This window comes from Arthrobacter sp. SW1 (assembly GCF_001766675.1).
Lineage (GTDB): Bacteria > Actinomycetota > Actinomycetes > Actinomycetales > Micrococcaceae > Arthrobacter.
The window spans coordinates 109,069-123,592 of record NZ_MJLT01000023.1 but is presented as its reverse complement, the minus strand read 5'-3'; the positions used below and the strand labels follow the sequence as shown (position 1 = coordinate 123,592).

Genomic DNA, 14,524 nt, shown 5'->3' with positions numbered 1-14,524 from the left:
CCCCTACTCCCCTGCGTCGAGGAATCCGGTCACCACCTCGTGCACCAGTTCTGTCCGTGCTAGCCCGTTGAAGTGCGTCGTCCCGGGGAAAACGGCCAGCTGTGAGGCCGGAACACCCTCGAAATCGCCGTTCACGTCTCCCCCGCGCAACTGAAGGAATTTCACGGCGTGGTCCAGCCGGACCATATCGCAGTCACCCACCGTATAAAGGGTCGGTGCGGAAATCCCCCGGATCTCGTCGTCGCTCCAGCCGCTTTCACCGTCGCCGTACCGCACGAGCTTGTCCAACAGGCCCTGGAGATGTTCCCGGTCGGGGTGCGGCGACACAGCAAGGTAGCGTTCCTCCATCGGCGTTCCGGCAATCATGTCGACAGACATTTCCGCCATCGCCTCGGCGTTCCCGCCCCGGTCGCCTTCGGGCCGGAAGGACACCGAGGAGACGATGAGCCTGCGGACCAGTTCAGGATGCTTGACCGCGAGGTGCAAGGCTACGGCGCCGCCAATGCTGAAGCCGAATACATCGACCTTGGCAACCCGAAGATGTTGCAGCAGGCCAAGCACGTCGGACGCCAGGTCCGCAGTGCCAAGCGGCCGGTCAATGTCGTTGGTTCGGCCATGTCCCTGGAAGTCCGCGGCGATCACGCGGCGCCCGGCAGCCAGGCCCGGGATCAGCGCTCCGAACTGCTGGACGATATCAAAAAGGCCGCCATGCAGGAGCAACAGCGGAACACCGCCGTCACCCTCCCGTCCGTGGATCTCGTAGTACATCTGAAGGCCATTGACCGGCGCGTATCCGGTCTCGCTGGCGGCCGCCGTCAGGTCCTGCATGATCCGTCCTCCGCATCGTCGTGGGGCAACTTTGCCCAGCCTGACATTTCACCCGGCGCATGTCGAGAGGCAACTATCCGAACCGTGAACGGCATTTGCCGGGCGCCCGACGCGGTGGCAGAGTCGGCCCATGGGCAAAGTCCACGAATCCATCAACCAAAAACTGCGCACCTTCATTGAACGCCAACCGCTGTTCTTCGTGGCAACCGCTCCCCTGTCCGCAGGAGGCCACGTCAACGTTTCACCCCGCGGCCTTCCCGGTACCTTCGCCGTCCTGGATGAGCGCACCTTCGCCTGGCTCGACGTGACAGGAAGCGGCAGCGAAACCATTGCGCACCTGCGCGAAAACGGTCGGATCACCGTCATGTTCTGTGCTTTTGACGGGCCGCCCAATATCGTCCGGCTGCACGGACGCGGCAGGACCGTCACCCGCTACGACGACGGGTTCACACAACTGGCCGCGCGCTTCGAACAGCAGCCAGGCACCCGGGCGGTGATCGTCGTCGACGTCGAGCGCGTCTCCGATTCGTGCGGCTGGGGCGTTCCACTCATGTCCTTCGAAGGCCACCGCGAGCTGCTCGGTCCGTTCTTTGAGCGTAAGGGCGACGACGGCAGTGCCGCCTACCGCGTTGGAAAGAACCGGCGCAGCATCGACGGCATGCCGGCGTACGATTACGATCCAGTCGGGACTGGGACTGAGACCGGGGCCGGAGCCGCCGGGTCGGCATAGGGCCGCATCCCGGCCGCCGTGGCACGCGGTTCGTAGCGAACCGCGGCCTGCTGCGGGGCGGTGAAGCGGCGGAGTTGCTCAAGGCTTCCCGAAACCGCGCCGGCAGCCCGCGCCTGGATGAGGATATTGCCTTGCGCCGTTGCCTCCACCGGTCCGGCCACCACGGGAAGCCCGCACGCATCCGCCGTGAGCTGGCACAGGAGGGAATTCTGCGAACCGCCGCCCACGACGTGCACCACCTTGATCCGCTTCCCGGCCAGTTCGGCGGCCCGCCGGAGTGTCCGGGCGTATCCGGCCGCAAGGCTGTCCAGGATGCAACGCACGACGGCGGCCGGCGCCTCGGGCGCTTGACCGCCCGCCCGGCGTACTGCTTCCCGGATCCGCTCCGGCATGCCGCCCGGCGGTGTGAAGGCGGGGTCGTCGGCGTCGATCACGGGACCGCCCGGGGGCAGGGCCGCCGCCTCGTCAAGCAGCGTTCCGAGCTGCACTTCGTGGCCATCGCCGGCCCAGGCCCGCTGGCATTCGCTCAGCAGCCACAGCCCGCCGACGTTCCTCAGGTATCGGACTGTCCCGTCAACGCCGCGTTCGTTGGTGAAATTGGCAGCGCGGCTGGCCTCGTCCAGCACCGGCCGGTCCAGTTCGACGCCTACCAGGGACCAAGTCCCCGAGGAGATGTAGGCGAACCCATCCTCCACGGCAGGAACCGCAGCCACAGCGGATGCGGTGTCGTGGGAACCCACCGCGACCACGGGAGCTGAAGCCGGCAGGCCGATGCGTGCCGCCACATCCGGCAGGAGTGTACCGATGGTGTCCCCGGGTTCGACCAGCGGAGGAAAGATCGCCGGGGGAAGGCCAAGCTCATCCATCAGCCCGGTGGCCCACTCCCCTGCGACCGCATCGAAGAGCCCGGTGGTCGACGCGTTCGTGGCCTCAGTGCGGCGCTCGCCCGTGAGCATGAACGCGATCAGGTCGGGTATCAAGAGCGCCTGCACGCCATCGAGCGAGGGCTCGGAAGCCAGCTGGTAGAGGGTATTGAACGGCAGGAACTGCAGTCCCGTGATCCCGTACAGCCTGCGTTCGTCCACTAGCGCGTGAACCCGTTCGACGGCGGTGCTGCCGCGGCTGTCCCGGTAGCTGTACGGCATAGAGACAAGCCCGCCGGAGTCCTCGAGCAATCCGTAGTCCACGGCCCAGGTGTCGATCCCGATGCTTGCGATGCGCTCGCCGGCCGCCGCCGCGACGGACGCTGCATCGGCCAGGCCCTTGAGCACCTCATCGAAAAGGAAGCCGAAATCCCAGCGGAGACCGCCGTCGAGCTCCACCACACCGTTCGGAAAGCGGTGAACGGTCTCCAGCGAGACGCCTGTGGCGGACACGCGGCCCAGCATGACGCGGCCTGACGACGCCCCGATGTCGACGGCGGCGAAGACCGCACCGCTGCCGTCGCCGGGAATGTGGCTGCTCACCGCAGGAACGCGGCCGCGACGCCGGCGTCCACCGGGATGTGCAGGCCGGTCGTGTGGGACAGCTCGCTGCCCGTGAGGACGGCCGCGGCGTTGGCGACGTGTTCGGGCAGGACTTCGCGCTTGAGCAGGGTGCGCTGGGCGTAGAACTCGCCGAGCTTTTCTTCGTCAACGCCGTAGACCGCGGCGCGCTTGGCGCCCCAGCCGCCCGCGAAGATGCCGGAGCCGCGCACGACGCCGTCGGGGTTGATGCCGTTGACGCGGATGCCGTGTTCGCCCAGTTCCGCAGCAAGGAGCCGCACCTGGTGGGCCTGGTCGGCCTTGGTGGCGGAGTAGGCGATGTTGTTCGGCCCCGCGAACACGGAGTTCTTGGAGGAGATGTAGATGATGTCCCCGCCAAGCCCCTGGTCGATCATGGCCTTCGCGGCGGCCTTGGAAACCAGGAAGGAGCCCTTCGCCATGACGTTGTGCTGCAGGTCCCAGTCCTTTTCGCTGGTTTCCAGCAACGGCCTGGAGATGGACAGGCCGGCGTTGTTGACCACCAGGTCCACGCCACCGAAAGCCAGCACCGCCTCGTTGATGGCGGCGTGGACCTGCGCTTCGTCCGTCACGTCGGCCTGGACGCCGATGGCGACGTCAGCACCGCCCAGTTCCGTGGCTACGGCGCGGGCGTTTTCCAGGTTGAGGTCGGCGATCACGACGCATGCGCCGTCGGCGGCCAGACGGGTGGCGATCGCCTTACCGATGCCGGACGCCGCACCGGTCACCAGCGCGATCCTGCCCGCGTGGGACTTGGGCTTGGGCATCCGTGCAAGCTTGGCTTCCTCAAGCGCCCAGTATTCGATGCGGAATTTCTCCGCTTCCTCGATCGGGGCGTAGCTGGAGACCGCCTCGGCGCCGCGCATCACGTTGATCGCGTTGAGGTAGAACTCCCCCGCCACCCGCGCGGTCTGCTTGTCCTTGCCGAAGGAGAACATCCCGACGCCGGGAACCAGCACGATCGCCGGATCGGCGCCGCGGATGGCCGGACTGTCCGCGTCCGCGTGGCGGTCGTAGTACGCCTGGTAGTCCTTACGGTATTCCGCGTGCCGTTCCTTCAGGCGTGAGATGCACTCCTCGATGTCGGCATCCGCCGGGAGGTCCAGGAGCAACGGCCTGACTTTGGTCCGCAGGAAGTGGTCCGGGCAGGACGTTCCGAGGGCGGCCAGCCGCGGATGCTGCGCACCTTCCAGGAATTCAAGGACGACGGCGTCATCGCTGAAGTGCCCCACCTGGACCATGTCCGTGGATGCCAAGCCGCGGATCACCGGTGCCAGGGCGGCCGCCTTCGCGCGGCGTTCGGGCTCCGGGAGGGCGGCGTAACCGGGGAGCCTGGCGCCGAAGGGCTCGGGCTTGCCGTTGTCCGCGATGTACGCTGCGGCCTGCTCAATGATCCGCAGGGAGTTGGCTTCGGCCTCCTCGCTGGTGGCGCCCCACGCGGTGATGCCGTGCCCGCCCAGGATCGTACCAATGGCTTGGGGATTGGCTTCCTTGATCGCCGCGATGTCCAGGCCGAGCTGGAACCCGGGCCTCCGCCACGGAACCCAAGCCACCTGGTCCCCGAAGATCTTGGCGGTCAGGGCCTCGCCGTCCGCCGCCGTCGCGATCGCAATACCGGAGTCCGGGTGCAGGTGGTCCACGTGCACCGCGTCCACGAGCCCGTGCATGGCGGTATCGATGGACGGGGCCGCGCCGCCTTTTCCATGCAGGCAGTAGTCGAAGGCAGCCACCATCTCATCTTCACCTTCGACGCCCGGATAAACCTCCTTGAGCGCCCGCAAGCGGTCCAAACGCAGTACCGCCAGGTTCTGCGCGGTCAGCGTGCCCAGGTCGCCGCCGGAGCCCTTGACCCACAGCAGTTCCACGTCCTGGCCTGTGACCGGATCCTTTTCCGTGCCCTTGGCCGAAGTGTTGCCGCCCGCGAAGTTCGTGTTCCGCTTGTCCGCGCCCAGGCGGTTGGAACGGGCAATCAGCTCGTCAACAGTCTTGTTCGCCATCCTCTTATGCACCCCATCCGGATTGCCGGCCGCCTGCGCGGTCCTCATTGATCTTTTTCTGGTAACCGCTTGCCTTGAAGGCAGCGAGCGGGTCCGCGGGCAGGCCGCGGGATTCACGCCATTCGGCAAGCGCCGGACGGACGTCGGTGTAGAAGGCATCGTTGAAGATGCCGTTGGCGGCCAGCACATCGCCTGCTGCCTGGGCTTCAGCAAGGGCGGTGGTGTCTATCAGCAGTGCCCGTGCCGCCATCTCCTGGACGTTCAGCACGGACCGGATCTGGCCTGGGATCTTTTCTTCCAGGTTGTGGCACTGGTCCAGCATCAACGCCACCTCCGAATCCTGCGCCAGCGCCCCGCCGCGGATTACTTCGTGCATGATGCGGAACAGCTGGAACGGGTCAGCTGCGCCAACAATCAGATCGTCGTCGGCGTAGAAGCGCGAGTTGAAGTCGAACGAGCCCAGCTTCCCCAGGCGCAGCAACTGCATGACGATGAACTCGATGTTGGTGCCCGGGGCGTGGTGTCCGGTGTCCAGGCACACGAAGGCCTTCTCCCCCAGAGCCAAAGTCTGAGCGTAGGACGTTCCCCAGTCCGGAACGTCGGTGTGGTAGAAGGCCGGCTCGAAGAACTTGTACTCCAGGACAAGGCGCTGCTCTTCTCCCAGTGCCGCGTAAATCTCCTGCAGGGACTCAGCAAGGCGGTCCTGCCTGCCCCGCATATCGTCCTGGCCCGGGTAATTCGTGCCGTCCGCCAGCCAGATTTTCAGGTCGCGGGACCCCGTGGCGTGCATGATGTCGATGCACTCAAGGTGATGGTCGACCGCGCGGCGGCGCACCGCATTGTTACTGGAGGTGAGGGAGCCGAACTTGTATTCCTCATCCTGGAAGGTGTTGCTGTTGACAGTGCCGAGCCGGAGGCCGAGCTCCCCCGCGTAGCCACGCAGGGCGTTGTAATCATCCACCTTGTCCCACGGGATATGCAGGGCCACAGCCGGCGCGAGGCCGGTCAGCTCATGGACCTTGGCGGCATCGGCCAACTTTTCGTGGATGGTGCGCGGAGTACCCGGCGTGCCGAATACCTTGAACCTGGTTCCCGAGTTCCCATAGGCCCAGGACGGCACTTCAATGGCGAGCCCTTCCAAGCGGGGCAGGATGCTGGACATCGTTGTCATGGGTGAACTCCAAATCCACTGGCGGATACTTCTCCGGCGAAACGTCCAAGGCTGTTTTGAATCGTTTCATTTATTCGTTTCAAATTTAGGGTCTTTCTAGTAACGTGTCAAGGGTCATATCGGCGGTTTCAGGAGGCAGGATGCGCTCTGCAAGTGTGAAGGACGTCGCCGACCGGGCTGGCGTGGCGGTGGGCACGGTGTCCCATGTGCTGAACCATCCGGAACGTGTCAGCCCGCGCACCAAGGAACGCGTCCTCCGCGCCATCGCCGAACTCGGCTTCGTCCGCAACGACGCCGCCCGGCAGCTCCGCGCAGGCCGCAGCAGGACAATCGGCCTCGTTATGCTAGACGCCGCCAACCCTTTCTTCGCCTCGCTGGCGCGGGGTGCCGAAGACGCCGCGGCCGAGGCCGGTAATTCGGTGGTTTTCGCCAGCAGCCGCCACGACCCCGAGCGTGAATCCCGGTATATCGACCTGTTCGAGGAACAGCGTGTCCAAGGCCTGCTGATCACGCCTGTCGGCGATCTGTCCTCGCGGGTCTCCGAGCTTAAGGCGCGCGGCGTCGCCGTCGTGCTTGTCGACCGGGAAGGCGACCCGGAGCTCTACAGTTCCGTGTCCGTCGACGACGTGCACGGTGGTTACCTCGCCGCTTCGCATCTTCTCCAAGCTGGACGTTCCCGCCTTGCTTTCGTTGGCGGCGGCAAGCACGTTCAGCAAGTGGCCGACCGCCTGCGCGGTGCAGAAAAGGCAGTCGCTGAACACCCGGGGGCGACGCTCGAATTCCTCCCGACGCCGGAGCTGGACGTACTCGCCGGCCGGAGCGTGGGCGACGAGTTGCTCAAACGCCCCCGCCACTCCCTGCCGGACGGAATCTTCTGCGCCAACGACCTCCTGGCCACCGGAATGATGCAGTCGATCCTGTTGATGAACTCACTGCGCATCCCCGATGACGTGGCCCTGATCGGCTATGACGACATCGCTTTCGCGCGATCCGCGGTGGTGCCCCTGTCCTCAATCCGCCAGCCGGCCGAAGAGATCGGACGGACCGCGATCCGGCTTTTGGCACAAGAACTTGAGGACCCGGAAGCCGGTCGCGAGCACGTGGTGTTCAAGCCCGAACTCGTGGGGCGGGCCAGCACCGGAGTCCTGGAGTCCGTCAGCCGGCCGTAGCCTGCTGCGGGGGCAAGCGGAGCAACTGTGTTTCCAGGTTGAAGACCTCCGGAAGCTGGACGAACCCTTCGTCGGGGGCGCCATCCAGCCCTTCGAAGAAGCGGGACATTTCGGCCTGCCACCGTGAATTCACCTCGGTTTCGGCCATGAGCCGGCGCGCCTGCGCGGGATCCTCGGCTTCGAAATAGCCGATCAACAGGCCGTCGCCGCCGAGGAAGAGCGAATAGTTGCGCCAGCCGCTGTCCCCCAGCGCCTGCAGCATGTCCGGCCAGACTTCGGCATGCCGTTTCGTGTATTCCTCGATGAGCGCCGGCTTTACCTGAAGGCGGAAGCACACCCGTTCCACGGCCGGCTCAACTCAGCGCGGTGACGGGAACGGCGTCCATGTCGTCAAAGGACTGGTTCTCCCCCGCCATCGCCCAGATGAATGAATACGCGGCGGTGCCCACGCCCGAGTGGAGCGACCACGACGGCGAGATCACCGCCTGCCGGTCAGCCACCAGCAGGTGCCGGGTCTCCTCCGGCCGGCCCATCAGGTGGATGACCCGGGCATCCTGGGGGACGTCGAAGTAGAGATAGCATTCAGTGCGCCGGTCGTGGGTGTGGGCCGGCATGGTGTTCCACATCGATCCGGGATGCAGCTCCGTGACGCCCATGACGATCTGGCAGGAGCGGATTCCCTTTTCGTGGATGTACTGGTTCAGGCTGCGCCGGTTGCTGGTGAGCTGATCACCGAGTTCGCGCACCGTACCCTCCCCCTTCAGGACCAGCTGGGTCTCATATGTGGTGTGCGCGGGAGCGCTGAAAAGATAAAACTGCGCGCCCTCCTGGCCTGCGGCGTCGGCAAAGACGACGTTCCGCGTGCCGCGTCCGACATACAGGCACGCCCCATGGGGCAGGGTGAAGGTGTCATCGCCGGCCGTCACCGTTCCGGTGCCGCCGATATTGATGATGCCGATTTCCCGGTTGGCCAGGAAGTAGTCGGAGCGCAGCTCCTCGAAGGCAGGGAGGGGAAGCTCCTTGCCTGCAGGCACCGCCCCACCGAGGACGATCCTGTCATGGTGCGTATAGACGGCGGTCACTTCACCCGGCACGAAGATGTCTTCGACGAGGTAGCGGGAACGAAGCTCCTTGCTATCGAAGCCGGGAAGCTGGTCCGGGTTGGTGGCGAAACGCTGCTGCATGTCGTGTCTCCAGGTCAGGGGTAGGTGTTGGTTCGTGCGGTATTGGCGGCTCAGCGGACGAGCCAGCCGCCGTCCACGGGGAGAATGGCCCCGTTGACGTAGTCGGACGCGGAGGACGCAAGGAAGACAAGGGCCCCCTTGAGGTCGTCCGGAGTGCCCCACCGTCCGGCGGGTATGCGTTCCAGGATTGCCTTTTGGCGGGCATCATCCGCCCTGAGGGCAGCGGTGTTGTCGGTTGCCATATAGCCGGGCGCGATGGCGTTCACGTTGATTCCGCGGACGGCGAGTTCGTTGGCGAAGGCCTTTGTCAGGCCGGCCACGGCGTGTTTGCTCGCGGCATAGCCCGGGACGAACACGCCGCCCTGGAAGGACAGCATCGAGGCAATGTTGATGATCTTGCCCCCGCCTTGGGCGGCATACCGCTTCGCCACAGCCTGCGAAAGATGGAACACTGCGTCCAGGTTCGTGGACAGGACGTCGTCCCAGTCCGTTGACGAATGTTCCAGCAACGGCGCCCGGCGGATGATGCCGGCGTTATTGACCAGGACGTCGACCCGGCCGAGGGTGTCCACCACCGACTGAATGGTCGAATCGAGCTCTGCCGGGGTCGCAGCGCCCAGGTCCAGCTCGATGAGCTGGACCCGCCTGCCGGCAGCTTTCACCTGCTCTGCAGTGTCGCTCGCGCTGCCGCGGTTGACGAGGGCAAGGTCAGCCCCGGCTTCGGCCAGCGCCACGGCGGCCGCTTGGCCCAGCCCCCTCGATGAGCCCGTCACTACGGCAACTTTTCCGTCAAGCCGGAACAGCTCGGAAACCATGTGTATGTTCCTCCAAAATAGGTGGGTATCCAAAGTGCCGCCCACGCGGCTCAGTAGTAGCTCCGCAAATACTCCGCCAGGCAAAGGATCGCCATGGCTTGCCCGTAAGGCATCGAGGTGAGCGGAATCCGGCGGTAGAAATCCAGGTCCGGGCCCATGCCGGTGCCGAACGAGACCTGCTGCAGTTCGCCGTCGTCGGAAATGTTCGAGACGACTGCCCGCACGGCTTGCTCGGCCACTCCGGCGTGGTGCGCGCCGAGGTAGCCTTTCCGTACTGCCTTCAGGATTCCGTAGGTGAACCCGGCCGTCGCCGAGGCTTCGAGGTACGAGGAAGGGTCATCGAGGAGCGTGTGCCAGAGGCCGCTCGAATCCTGCAACCCTGCGAGGGCGGAAACCTGTGCCTCGAGCACTTCGACAAGGAAGCGCCGCACCGGGTCGGACGCCGGCAGGTCGAGCAGCTCGAGGAAGTCCGGGATGACCATGGTCAGCCACGAGTTTCCCCGCGCCCAACGGGCCTTGGCGAAATTATGGTTTCCCTCGAACGACCAGCCGTGGAACCACAGCCCCGTTTCGCGGTCCATGAGATAGGCCACGTGGGTCAGGAACTGGAACGTTGCCTCGTCCACGTAGTTCTTCCGGCCGAGGAGCAAGCCGATCTTGGCCAATGGCAGCACCGTCATCATCAGGGTGTCGTCCCATAACTGGTGGTGGTTTTCCTCGGCGAGCGTGATGTGCTGCATGCCGCCCCTGGGCGTGCGCGGCATCGCGTTCATGGCCCATTCGGCCCAGGAATCCAGCCACGGCAGGAGCGTGCGGTCCTGGGTTTCCTCGTACCGGTAGGCCAGAGTGAGGAAGGGGGCCATGGTGTTGACGTTCTTGGTGGTGCCTTCGGCGAACCTGGCCGTGAACCATGAGTCGATGATGTCCCGGACAGCCTGGTCGCCGGTCTGGTCGTAGTACTGCCACATGCCGTACAGCCCGACGCCGTGGGTCCACTCCCAGCCTGCCCAGCCTTTGGTGTCGATGACGCGCCCGTCGTCCAGCCGAAGCAGGAACTCTCCCGTTTCGTCCTTGATGTTCACCAGGTTGTCGGTCAGGCGGTGCACCAGCCCGTGAAGCTCATCCCTGGCGATGAAGCGTTCAGGGGCCCGCAGGAGCGGGCTGTGCTTCACCGGCCATGCTGCCTGGTTTGCTTCGTTCGGTTCGGCCATCGCCGTTCTCCCTCTTTCGCGTGATTGTCTTAGTTCCGGTCCGGGCCCTAGAGCCGGACAGAGCGGCCCTTGCCGGTTTCGAGGTCTTCGAGCGACTTTCCCTTGGTGTCGGAGGAAAGCGCGGTAGCGAGCACCGCGGCCAGGCAGATGCCCAGTGTGGCCGTGCCGATCACGAGCGGAACGTTGGCGGTGCCGGGGGGCGCGATGGCGGTGAAGATGCTCGGGAAGAAGGACGCGATCATCAGGCCGATGTTCTGGGCGACCGCGAAGCCGGTGACCCGGATCCGCATCGGGAACTGCTCCTGGAAGAAGGTGGCAAAGGTTGCGTTCCACATTTGGAACAGGATGCCCTGGACCAGGACCACCGCTACGAAAACCAACACCAGGCTCCGCTGTTCAACCGCCCAGAGGTATCCCCCGGCCAGCAGTCCGCCGCCGAGGCCACCTGCCACCATGAGGGTCTTCCGCCCGATCTTGTCGGACAATGCGCCGAAGAACGGAATCGTCAGGACGGCAGCCACGTTGGCCAACAGCGAAACCCAAAGGAAGTCACTGCTTGAGAAGCCGATGCCGTACCCCTTCTGGGTGGCGTAGGAGACGCCGAAGACGAGTGTCGCCATGCCGATGACGTTCGTGAAGGTCATGATGATGCAGCGGACGAGCACCCACGGGTGCGAGCGGAGCAGTTCGAAGAACGGGAAGCGTTGCTTCACGGGAGCGTCGGTGGCCTGGGCCAGGTATGCCGGGGGCTCCTGCACACGGCGGCGGATGTAGTAGCCGGCCAGGATCACGAAGGCACTGAGCAGGAACGGAATACGCCAGCCCCAGGCCTGGAACTGCTCTGCCGGAAGCAGCGCGGCCAACGGAAGGAGGACGCCTGTGGCCAGGATGGAACCGACTTGGGTGCCCTGGAGGCTGAAGCTGGCAAAGAATCCGCGTCGTGCATCCGGTGCGTGCTCGACGATCATGGCGCTGGCACCGCCGAGTTCACCGGCCACCGCGAAGCCTTGGATCAAGCGCAGTCCGACCAGCAGCGCCGGTGCGAGCAGGCCCACCTGGCCGTAGGTGGGCAGCAGGCCTACCGCGAACGTTGCAAAGCCCATGAGGAGCATCGCGAACACGAGGACGTGTTTACGGCCCCGCTTGTCGCCGTAAGCCCCGAGGACTACGGCACCCACGGGACGGGACACGTAGCCCACGGCGTAGGTAGCGAGTGAAGCGATGATCGCAACGGTCGGGTTTTCGGAGGGGAAGAAGACCGTGGGAAAAATCAGGGTCGCGGCCAGGGAGTACAGCGCGAAGTCGTAGTACTCCAACGCGCTGCCGATCCAGCCACTGAGCGCGGCCTTCTTCGGATCTCTGTGGTCAACGGTCTCATCGATACTGGGGCGGACATCCCCTGGAGGCATAGTGCTCATTGGCTCATCCTTCGTCGTCTTTGGCAAGGGGGCCGGAACTCGTCCATTCCGGGCGGCTTGGAAAGCTGGATCGCTGGTGCAGGCTTCTCGGAACGGTGCCTTCAGCGCGTTTTTGAATCGATTCATTAGCAACCATAGAACGTGATACGCGTTACGTCAACGCTTACTTGATTCGTTTCATCGGCAGACGAAAAAGCGGCACCCGGCCTGCGGTGGCCGGGTGCCGCGAAACGGGCCTTGCGCTTCCTTGGGAACTAGCCTGCGGCCTGCTGCTCTCCCGCAATGTTCACGAGCCATGCGATGCCGAACTTGTCCGTGCACATGCCGAAGATGTCGCCCCAGGGTGCCGGGGCGAGCGGCATGGCGACCGTGCCGCCGTCGGACAGCTTCTCCCAGTAGCCCCGCAGCTCGGCCTCGTCGCTGCTCTCTCCGCTCAAGGAAACGGAGATGTTATCGCCGGGGTTGTAGGACATCCCGTTCGGAGTATCCGACGCCATCAGCACGAGCCCGTTGTCCGATACCAGCATCGCGTGCATGACCTTGTCGGCCTCCGCCGGGTCTTGGCTTGCCTGGAAATCGCCAAAAGTGCTGATCGTGAGCTCCCCGCCGAACACCGACTCGTAGAAGGTGATCGCGTCCCGGGCGTTGTCGCGGAACGAAAGGTACGGGTTGAGACGTGTTGCCATGTGGATGCTTCTCCTTGTTCGTTGGTCTTGCCGGATCTGTGGTCTGTATCAGTTACCGTCGTAGGCGTTCTGCAGGACGTTGATGTCCAGCTTCTGCATCTTGAGCATGGCCTCCATTGCCCGCTGCGAACCCTCCGGGTCGGGACCGGACAACAAGCCCGGGAGGGCCGTCGGTACAACCTGCCAGGAAACACCGAACTTGTCCTTGAGCCAACCGCACTGGCTCTCTTCGCCCCCCGCGGTCAACGCATCCCAGTAGCGGTCAACCTCTTCCTGGGTGTCGCAGTTGATCATGAAGGATACGGCCTCCGTGAAATTGAACTGCGGCCCGCCGTTCAGCCCGAGGAATTCCCGGCCTTCCAGGGTGAACTCGACGGTGAGCGCCTTGCCGTCCGGGCCGGGCATGGTGGCTCCGATGGTTGAATCCGGGAAGATCCCGGCATAGAACTCGGCCGCTTCTTCGGCCCGGCCGTCGAACCATAGGCAGGTGGAAATCTTCTGCATGACTGTGAATCCCTCCCATTCGAGGGCGGCTCTTTGAGCCCCCGCACCGAGGCTAGTCGGCGCGGCCCTCCGTGACAACGGTTCAATCCCCCGCCGGCTGCATATGCGCCACAAGCGCCACGGTATTGCCTTCGCTGTCCTCGATGAACGCCATCCATTCCTCCGTGCCTGCGGGGCCGAGGGTTGCGTCCGGATGGGTGAAGACCAGCTGCGGCCCGGAAATTATCCGGACCCCGTCGGCCTCGAGCCGGGCGACGGTCTCTGCCAGTGCCGGCTGCTCGAGGTAAAGCAGGGCGGATGGCGCGCCGCGTTCAAGCAGGAGCCTGACCCCGCCGAGATCGAAGAACACCAGTCCCGGAGGATCGAAACGTGCGGCTGGTTCCTGGCCCAGCAAGCGGGAGTAGAAGGCCGTTGCCCGCTCAAGATCCACGGCACGTTGCGCGATCTGGACCAGTTTCATGCGTGCTCCCCTCATGTCTGCAGCCATGGTGCCTCCTTGGCCCGCCGGCTTCAAGGCATTCCGGAATTCGGCGAGGGCACAGGGCCGGGGATAGTGTCGGGGCATGGTTTCCGATTCCCGCGCCTTTCCCGTGCCCGTCATCGCTGCCGCCGTCCTGGATGCAGCACTGGTCCTGCTCTTCGCGGCAATCGGCCGCGACACCCATCAGCGCGGCGAATCCTTGGCAGGAGTCCTCGAAACCGCCTGGCCGTTCCTCGCGGGAGCCGCCGCGGGCTGGCTGGTAGCCCGCGCATGGCGTGCCCCGCTGGCAGCATGGCCGGCCGGCGTCGTCGTATGGATTGCGGCGGTTGCCGGCGGCATGCTGCTGCGCCTCGCCAGCGGACATACCGCCGCCCCCGCGTTCGTCATCGTCGCACTGATCACGCTGGCCGTTTTCCTGCTCGGCTACCGGCTCCTGTGGGCGCTGGCTTTGCGGCTGCGGAGTTCCACGAAGCGGTAGGCGGCCAGTAGGCTTGCAACGACCGTCAGCTGCCCGCAGCAATCCCGAGGAAAGGCCCACCAGTGATCACTGCCTTTGTCCTGATCAAGACCGACGCTTCCCGCATCCCGGAGACAGCCGAGGAGATTTCCGCGATCCAGGGCATCAGTGAGGTCTACTCCGTCACCGGTGAGTGGGACCTTATCGCGGTGGCACGCGTGGCCAAGCACGAAGAACTTGCCGATGTCATCGCCGACCGCCTGTCGAAGGTTCCGGCGGTGGTGCACACCACCACGCACATCGCCTTCCGCGCATACTCGCAGCACGACCTCGACGCCGCGTTCTCCCTCGGTTTCGAACAGTAGCTCCCG

At 65.0% G+C, this 14,524-nt stretch carries 16 protein-coding genes; 4 read left to right on the top strand and 12 right to left on the bottom strand.

All coding sequences use genetic code 11. From position 1 onward, the window contains the following. Nucleotides 1–3 precede the first annotated feature (3 nt). Nucleotides 4–828 (bottom strand): alpha/beta hydrolase, encoded by an 825-nt coding sequence (locus BIU82_RS10580; RefSeq protein ID WP_070349433.1) that lies wholly within the window; start codon nt 826–828, stop codon nt 4–6. 130 nt (nt 829–958) lie between these two features. Here BIU82_RS10580 and BIU82_RS10575 point away from each other — a divergent pair, with 130 nt between their 5' ends. Then, nucleotides 959–1,558, top strand: coding sequence for a pyridoxamine 5'-phosphate oxidase family protein (locus BIU82_RS10575; RefSeq protein ID WP_070349432.1), 600 nt, complete (start codon nt 959–961; stop codon nt 1,556–1,558). On the opposite strand, the gene BIU82_RS10570 is transcribed toward BIU82_RS10575, so the two are convergent. The 3 genes from BIU82_RS10570 to rhaI are packed head-to-tail and all read right to left on the bottom strand — an operon-like array spanning nt 1,501 to nt 6,228. After that, nucleotides 1,501–3,024 carry a rhamnulokinase family protein gene (locus BIU82_RS10570; RefSeq protein WP_083292285.1) on the bottom strand — a complete coding sequence of 508 codons (1,524 nt, stop codon included), beginning with the start codon at nt 3,022–3,024 and terminating at the stop codon, nt 1,501–1,503. The two genes, BIU82_RS10575 and BIU82_RS10570, sit on opposite strands and share 58 nt — an antisense overlap. Then, nucleotides 3,021–5,057, bottom strand: coding sequence for a bifunctional rhamnulose-1-phosphate aldolase/short-chain dehydrogenase (locus tag BIU82_RS10565; protein WP_070349636.1), 2,037 nt, complete (start codon nt 5,055–5,057; stop codon nt 3,021–3,023). The genes BIU82_RS10570 and BIU82_RS10565 overlap by 4 nt, the downstream gene beginning before the upstream one ends. Before the next feature lie 4 nt (nt 5,058–5,061). Beyond that, nucleotides 5,062–6,228, bottom strand: a complete 1,167-nt coding sequence (rhaI, locus tag BIU82_RS10560; RefSeq protein ID WP_070349431.1) for an L-rhamnose isomerase — start codon at nt 6,226–6,228, stop codon at nt 5,062–5,064. Nucleotides 6,229–6,368: 140 nt separating this feature from the next. Here rhaI and BIU82_RS10555 point away from each other — a divergent pair, with 140 nt between their 5' ends. Further along, nucleotides 6,369–7,397, top strand: a complete 1,029-nt coding sequence (locus BIU82_RS10555) for a LacI family DNA-binding transcriptional regulator (protein ID WP_070349430.1) — start codon at nt 6,369–6,371, stop codon at nt 7,395–7,397. Here BIU82_RS10555 and BIU82_RS10550 read toward each other — a convergent pair. The 8 genes from BIU82_RS10550 to BIU82_RS10515 form a co-directional block, all read right to left on the bottom strand. Then, a complete protein-coding gene (locus tag BIU82_RS10550; RefSeq protein ID WP_070349429.1) occupies nt 7,384–7,743 on the bottom strand; it encodes an L-rhamnose mutarotase in 360 nt (119 codons plus the stop codon). The two genes, BIU82_RS10555 and BIU82_RS10550, sit on opposite strands and share 14 nt — an antisense overlap. 7 nt (nt 7,744–7,750) lie before the next feature. Then, the gene (kduI, locus tag BIU82_RS10545) at nt 7,751–8,581 is read right to left on the bottom strand and encodes a 5-dehydro-4-deoxy-D-glucuronate isomerase (protein ID WP_070349428.1); all 831 of its coding nucleotides are present in this window, start codon (nt 8,579–8,581) and stop codon (nt 7,751–7,753) included. A 50-nt stretch (nt 8,582–8,631) separates the two neighbouring features. Next, a complete protein-coding gene (gene kduD / locus BIU82_RS10540) occupies nt 8,632–9,396 on the bottom strand; it encodes a 2-dehydro-3-deoxy-D-gluconate 5-dehydrogenase KduD (protein ID WP_070349427.1) in 765 nt (254 codons plus the stop codon). 50 nt (nt 9,397–9,446) lie between these two features. Next, nucleotides 9,447–10,607, bottom strand: coding sequence for a glycoside hydrolase family 88 protein (locus tag BIU82_RS10535; protein ID WP_070349426.1), 1,161 nt, complete (start codon nt 10,605–10,607; stop codon nt 9,447–9,449). Nucleotides 10,608–10,654: 47 nt separating this feature from the next. Then, nucleotides 10,655–12,025, bottom strand: coding sequence for an MFS transporter (locus BIU82_RS10530; RefSeq protein ID WP_070349425.1), 1,371 nt, complete (start codon nt 12,023–12,025; stop codon nt 10,655–10,657). Between the two features lie 254 nt (nt 12,026–12,279). Continuing rightward, a complete protein-coding gene (locus tag BIU82_RS10525; RefSeq protein WP_070349424.1) occupies nt 12,280–12,711 on the bottom strand; it encodes a VOC family protein in 432 nt (143 codons plus the stop codon). Between the two features lie 48 nt (nt 12,712–12,759). Then, nucleotides 12,760–13,215: a VOC family protein gene (locus BIU82_RS10520; protein WP_070349423.1), complete on the bottom strand. Its 456-nt coding sequence runs from the start codon at nt 13,213–13,215 to the stop codon at nt 12,760–12,762. An 82-nt stretch (nt 13,216–13,297) separates the two neighbouring features. Next, a complete protein-coding gene (locus BIU82_RS10515; RefSeq protein ID WP_070349422.1) occupies nt 13,298–13,675 on the bottom strand; it encodes a VOC family protein in 378 nt (125 codons plus the stop codon). 103 nt (nt 13,676–13,778) lie between these two features. Here BIU82_RS10515 and BIU82_RS10510 point away from each other — a divergent pair, with 103 nt between their 5' ends. Both BIU82_RS10510 and BIU82_RS10505 read left to right on the top strand, forming a co-directional pair. Next, the gene (locus BIU82_RS10510) at nt 13,779–14,174 is read left to right on the top strand and encodes a DUF3054 domain-containing protein (RefSeq protein WP_070349421.1); all 396 of its coding nucleotides are present in this window, start codon (nt 13,779–13,781) and stop codon (nt 14,172–14,174) included. A 62-nt stretch (nt 14,175–14,236) separates the two neighbouring features. Continuing rightward, on the top strand, nt 14,237–14,518 hold the full coding sequence (locus BIU82_RS10505; RefSeq protein ID WP_070349420.1) for an Lrp/AsnC ligand binding domain-containing protein: 282 nt from the start codon (nt 14,237–14,239) through the stop codon (nt 14,516–14,518). The last annotated feature ends 6 nt before the right edge of the window (nt 14,519–14,524 follow it).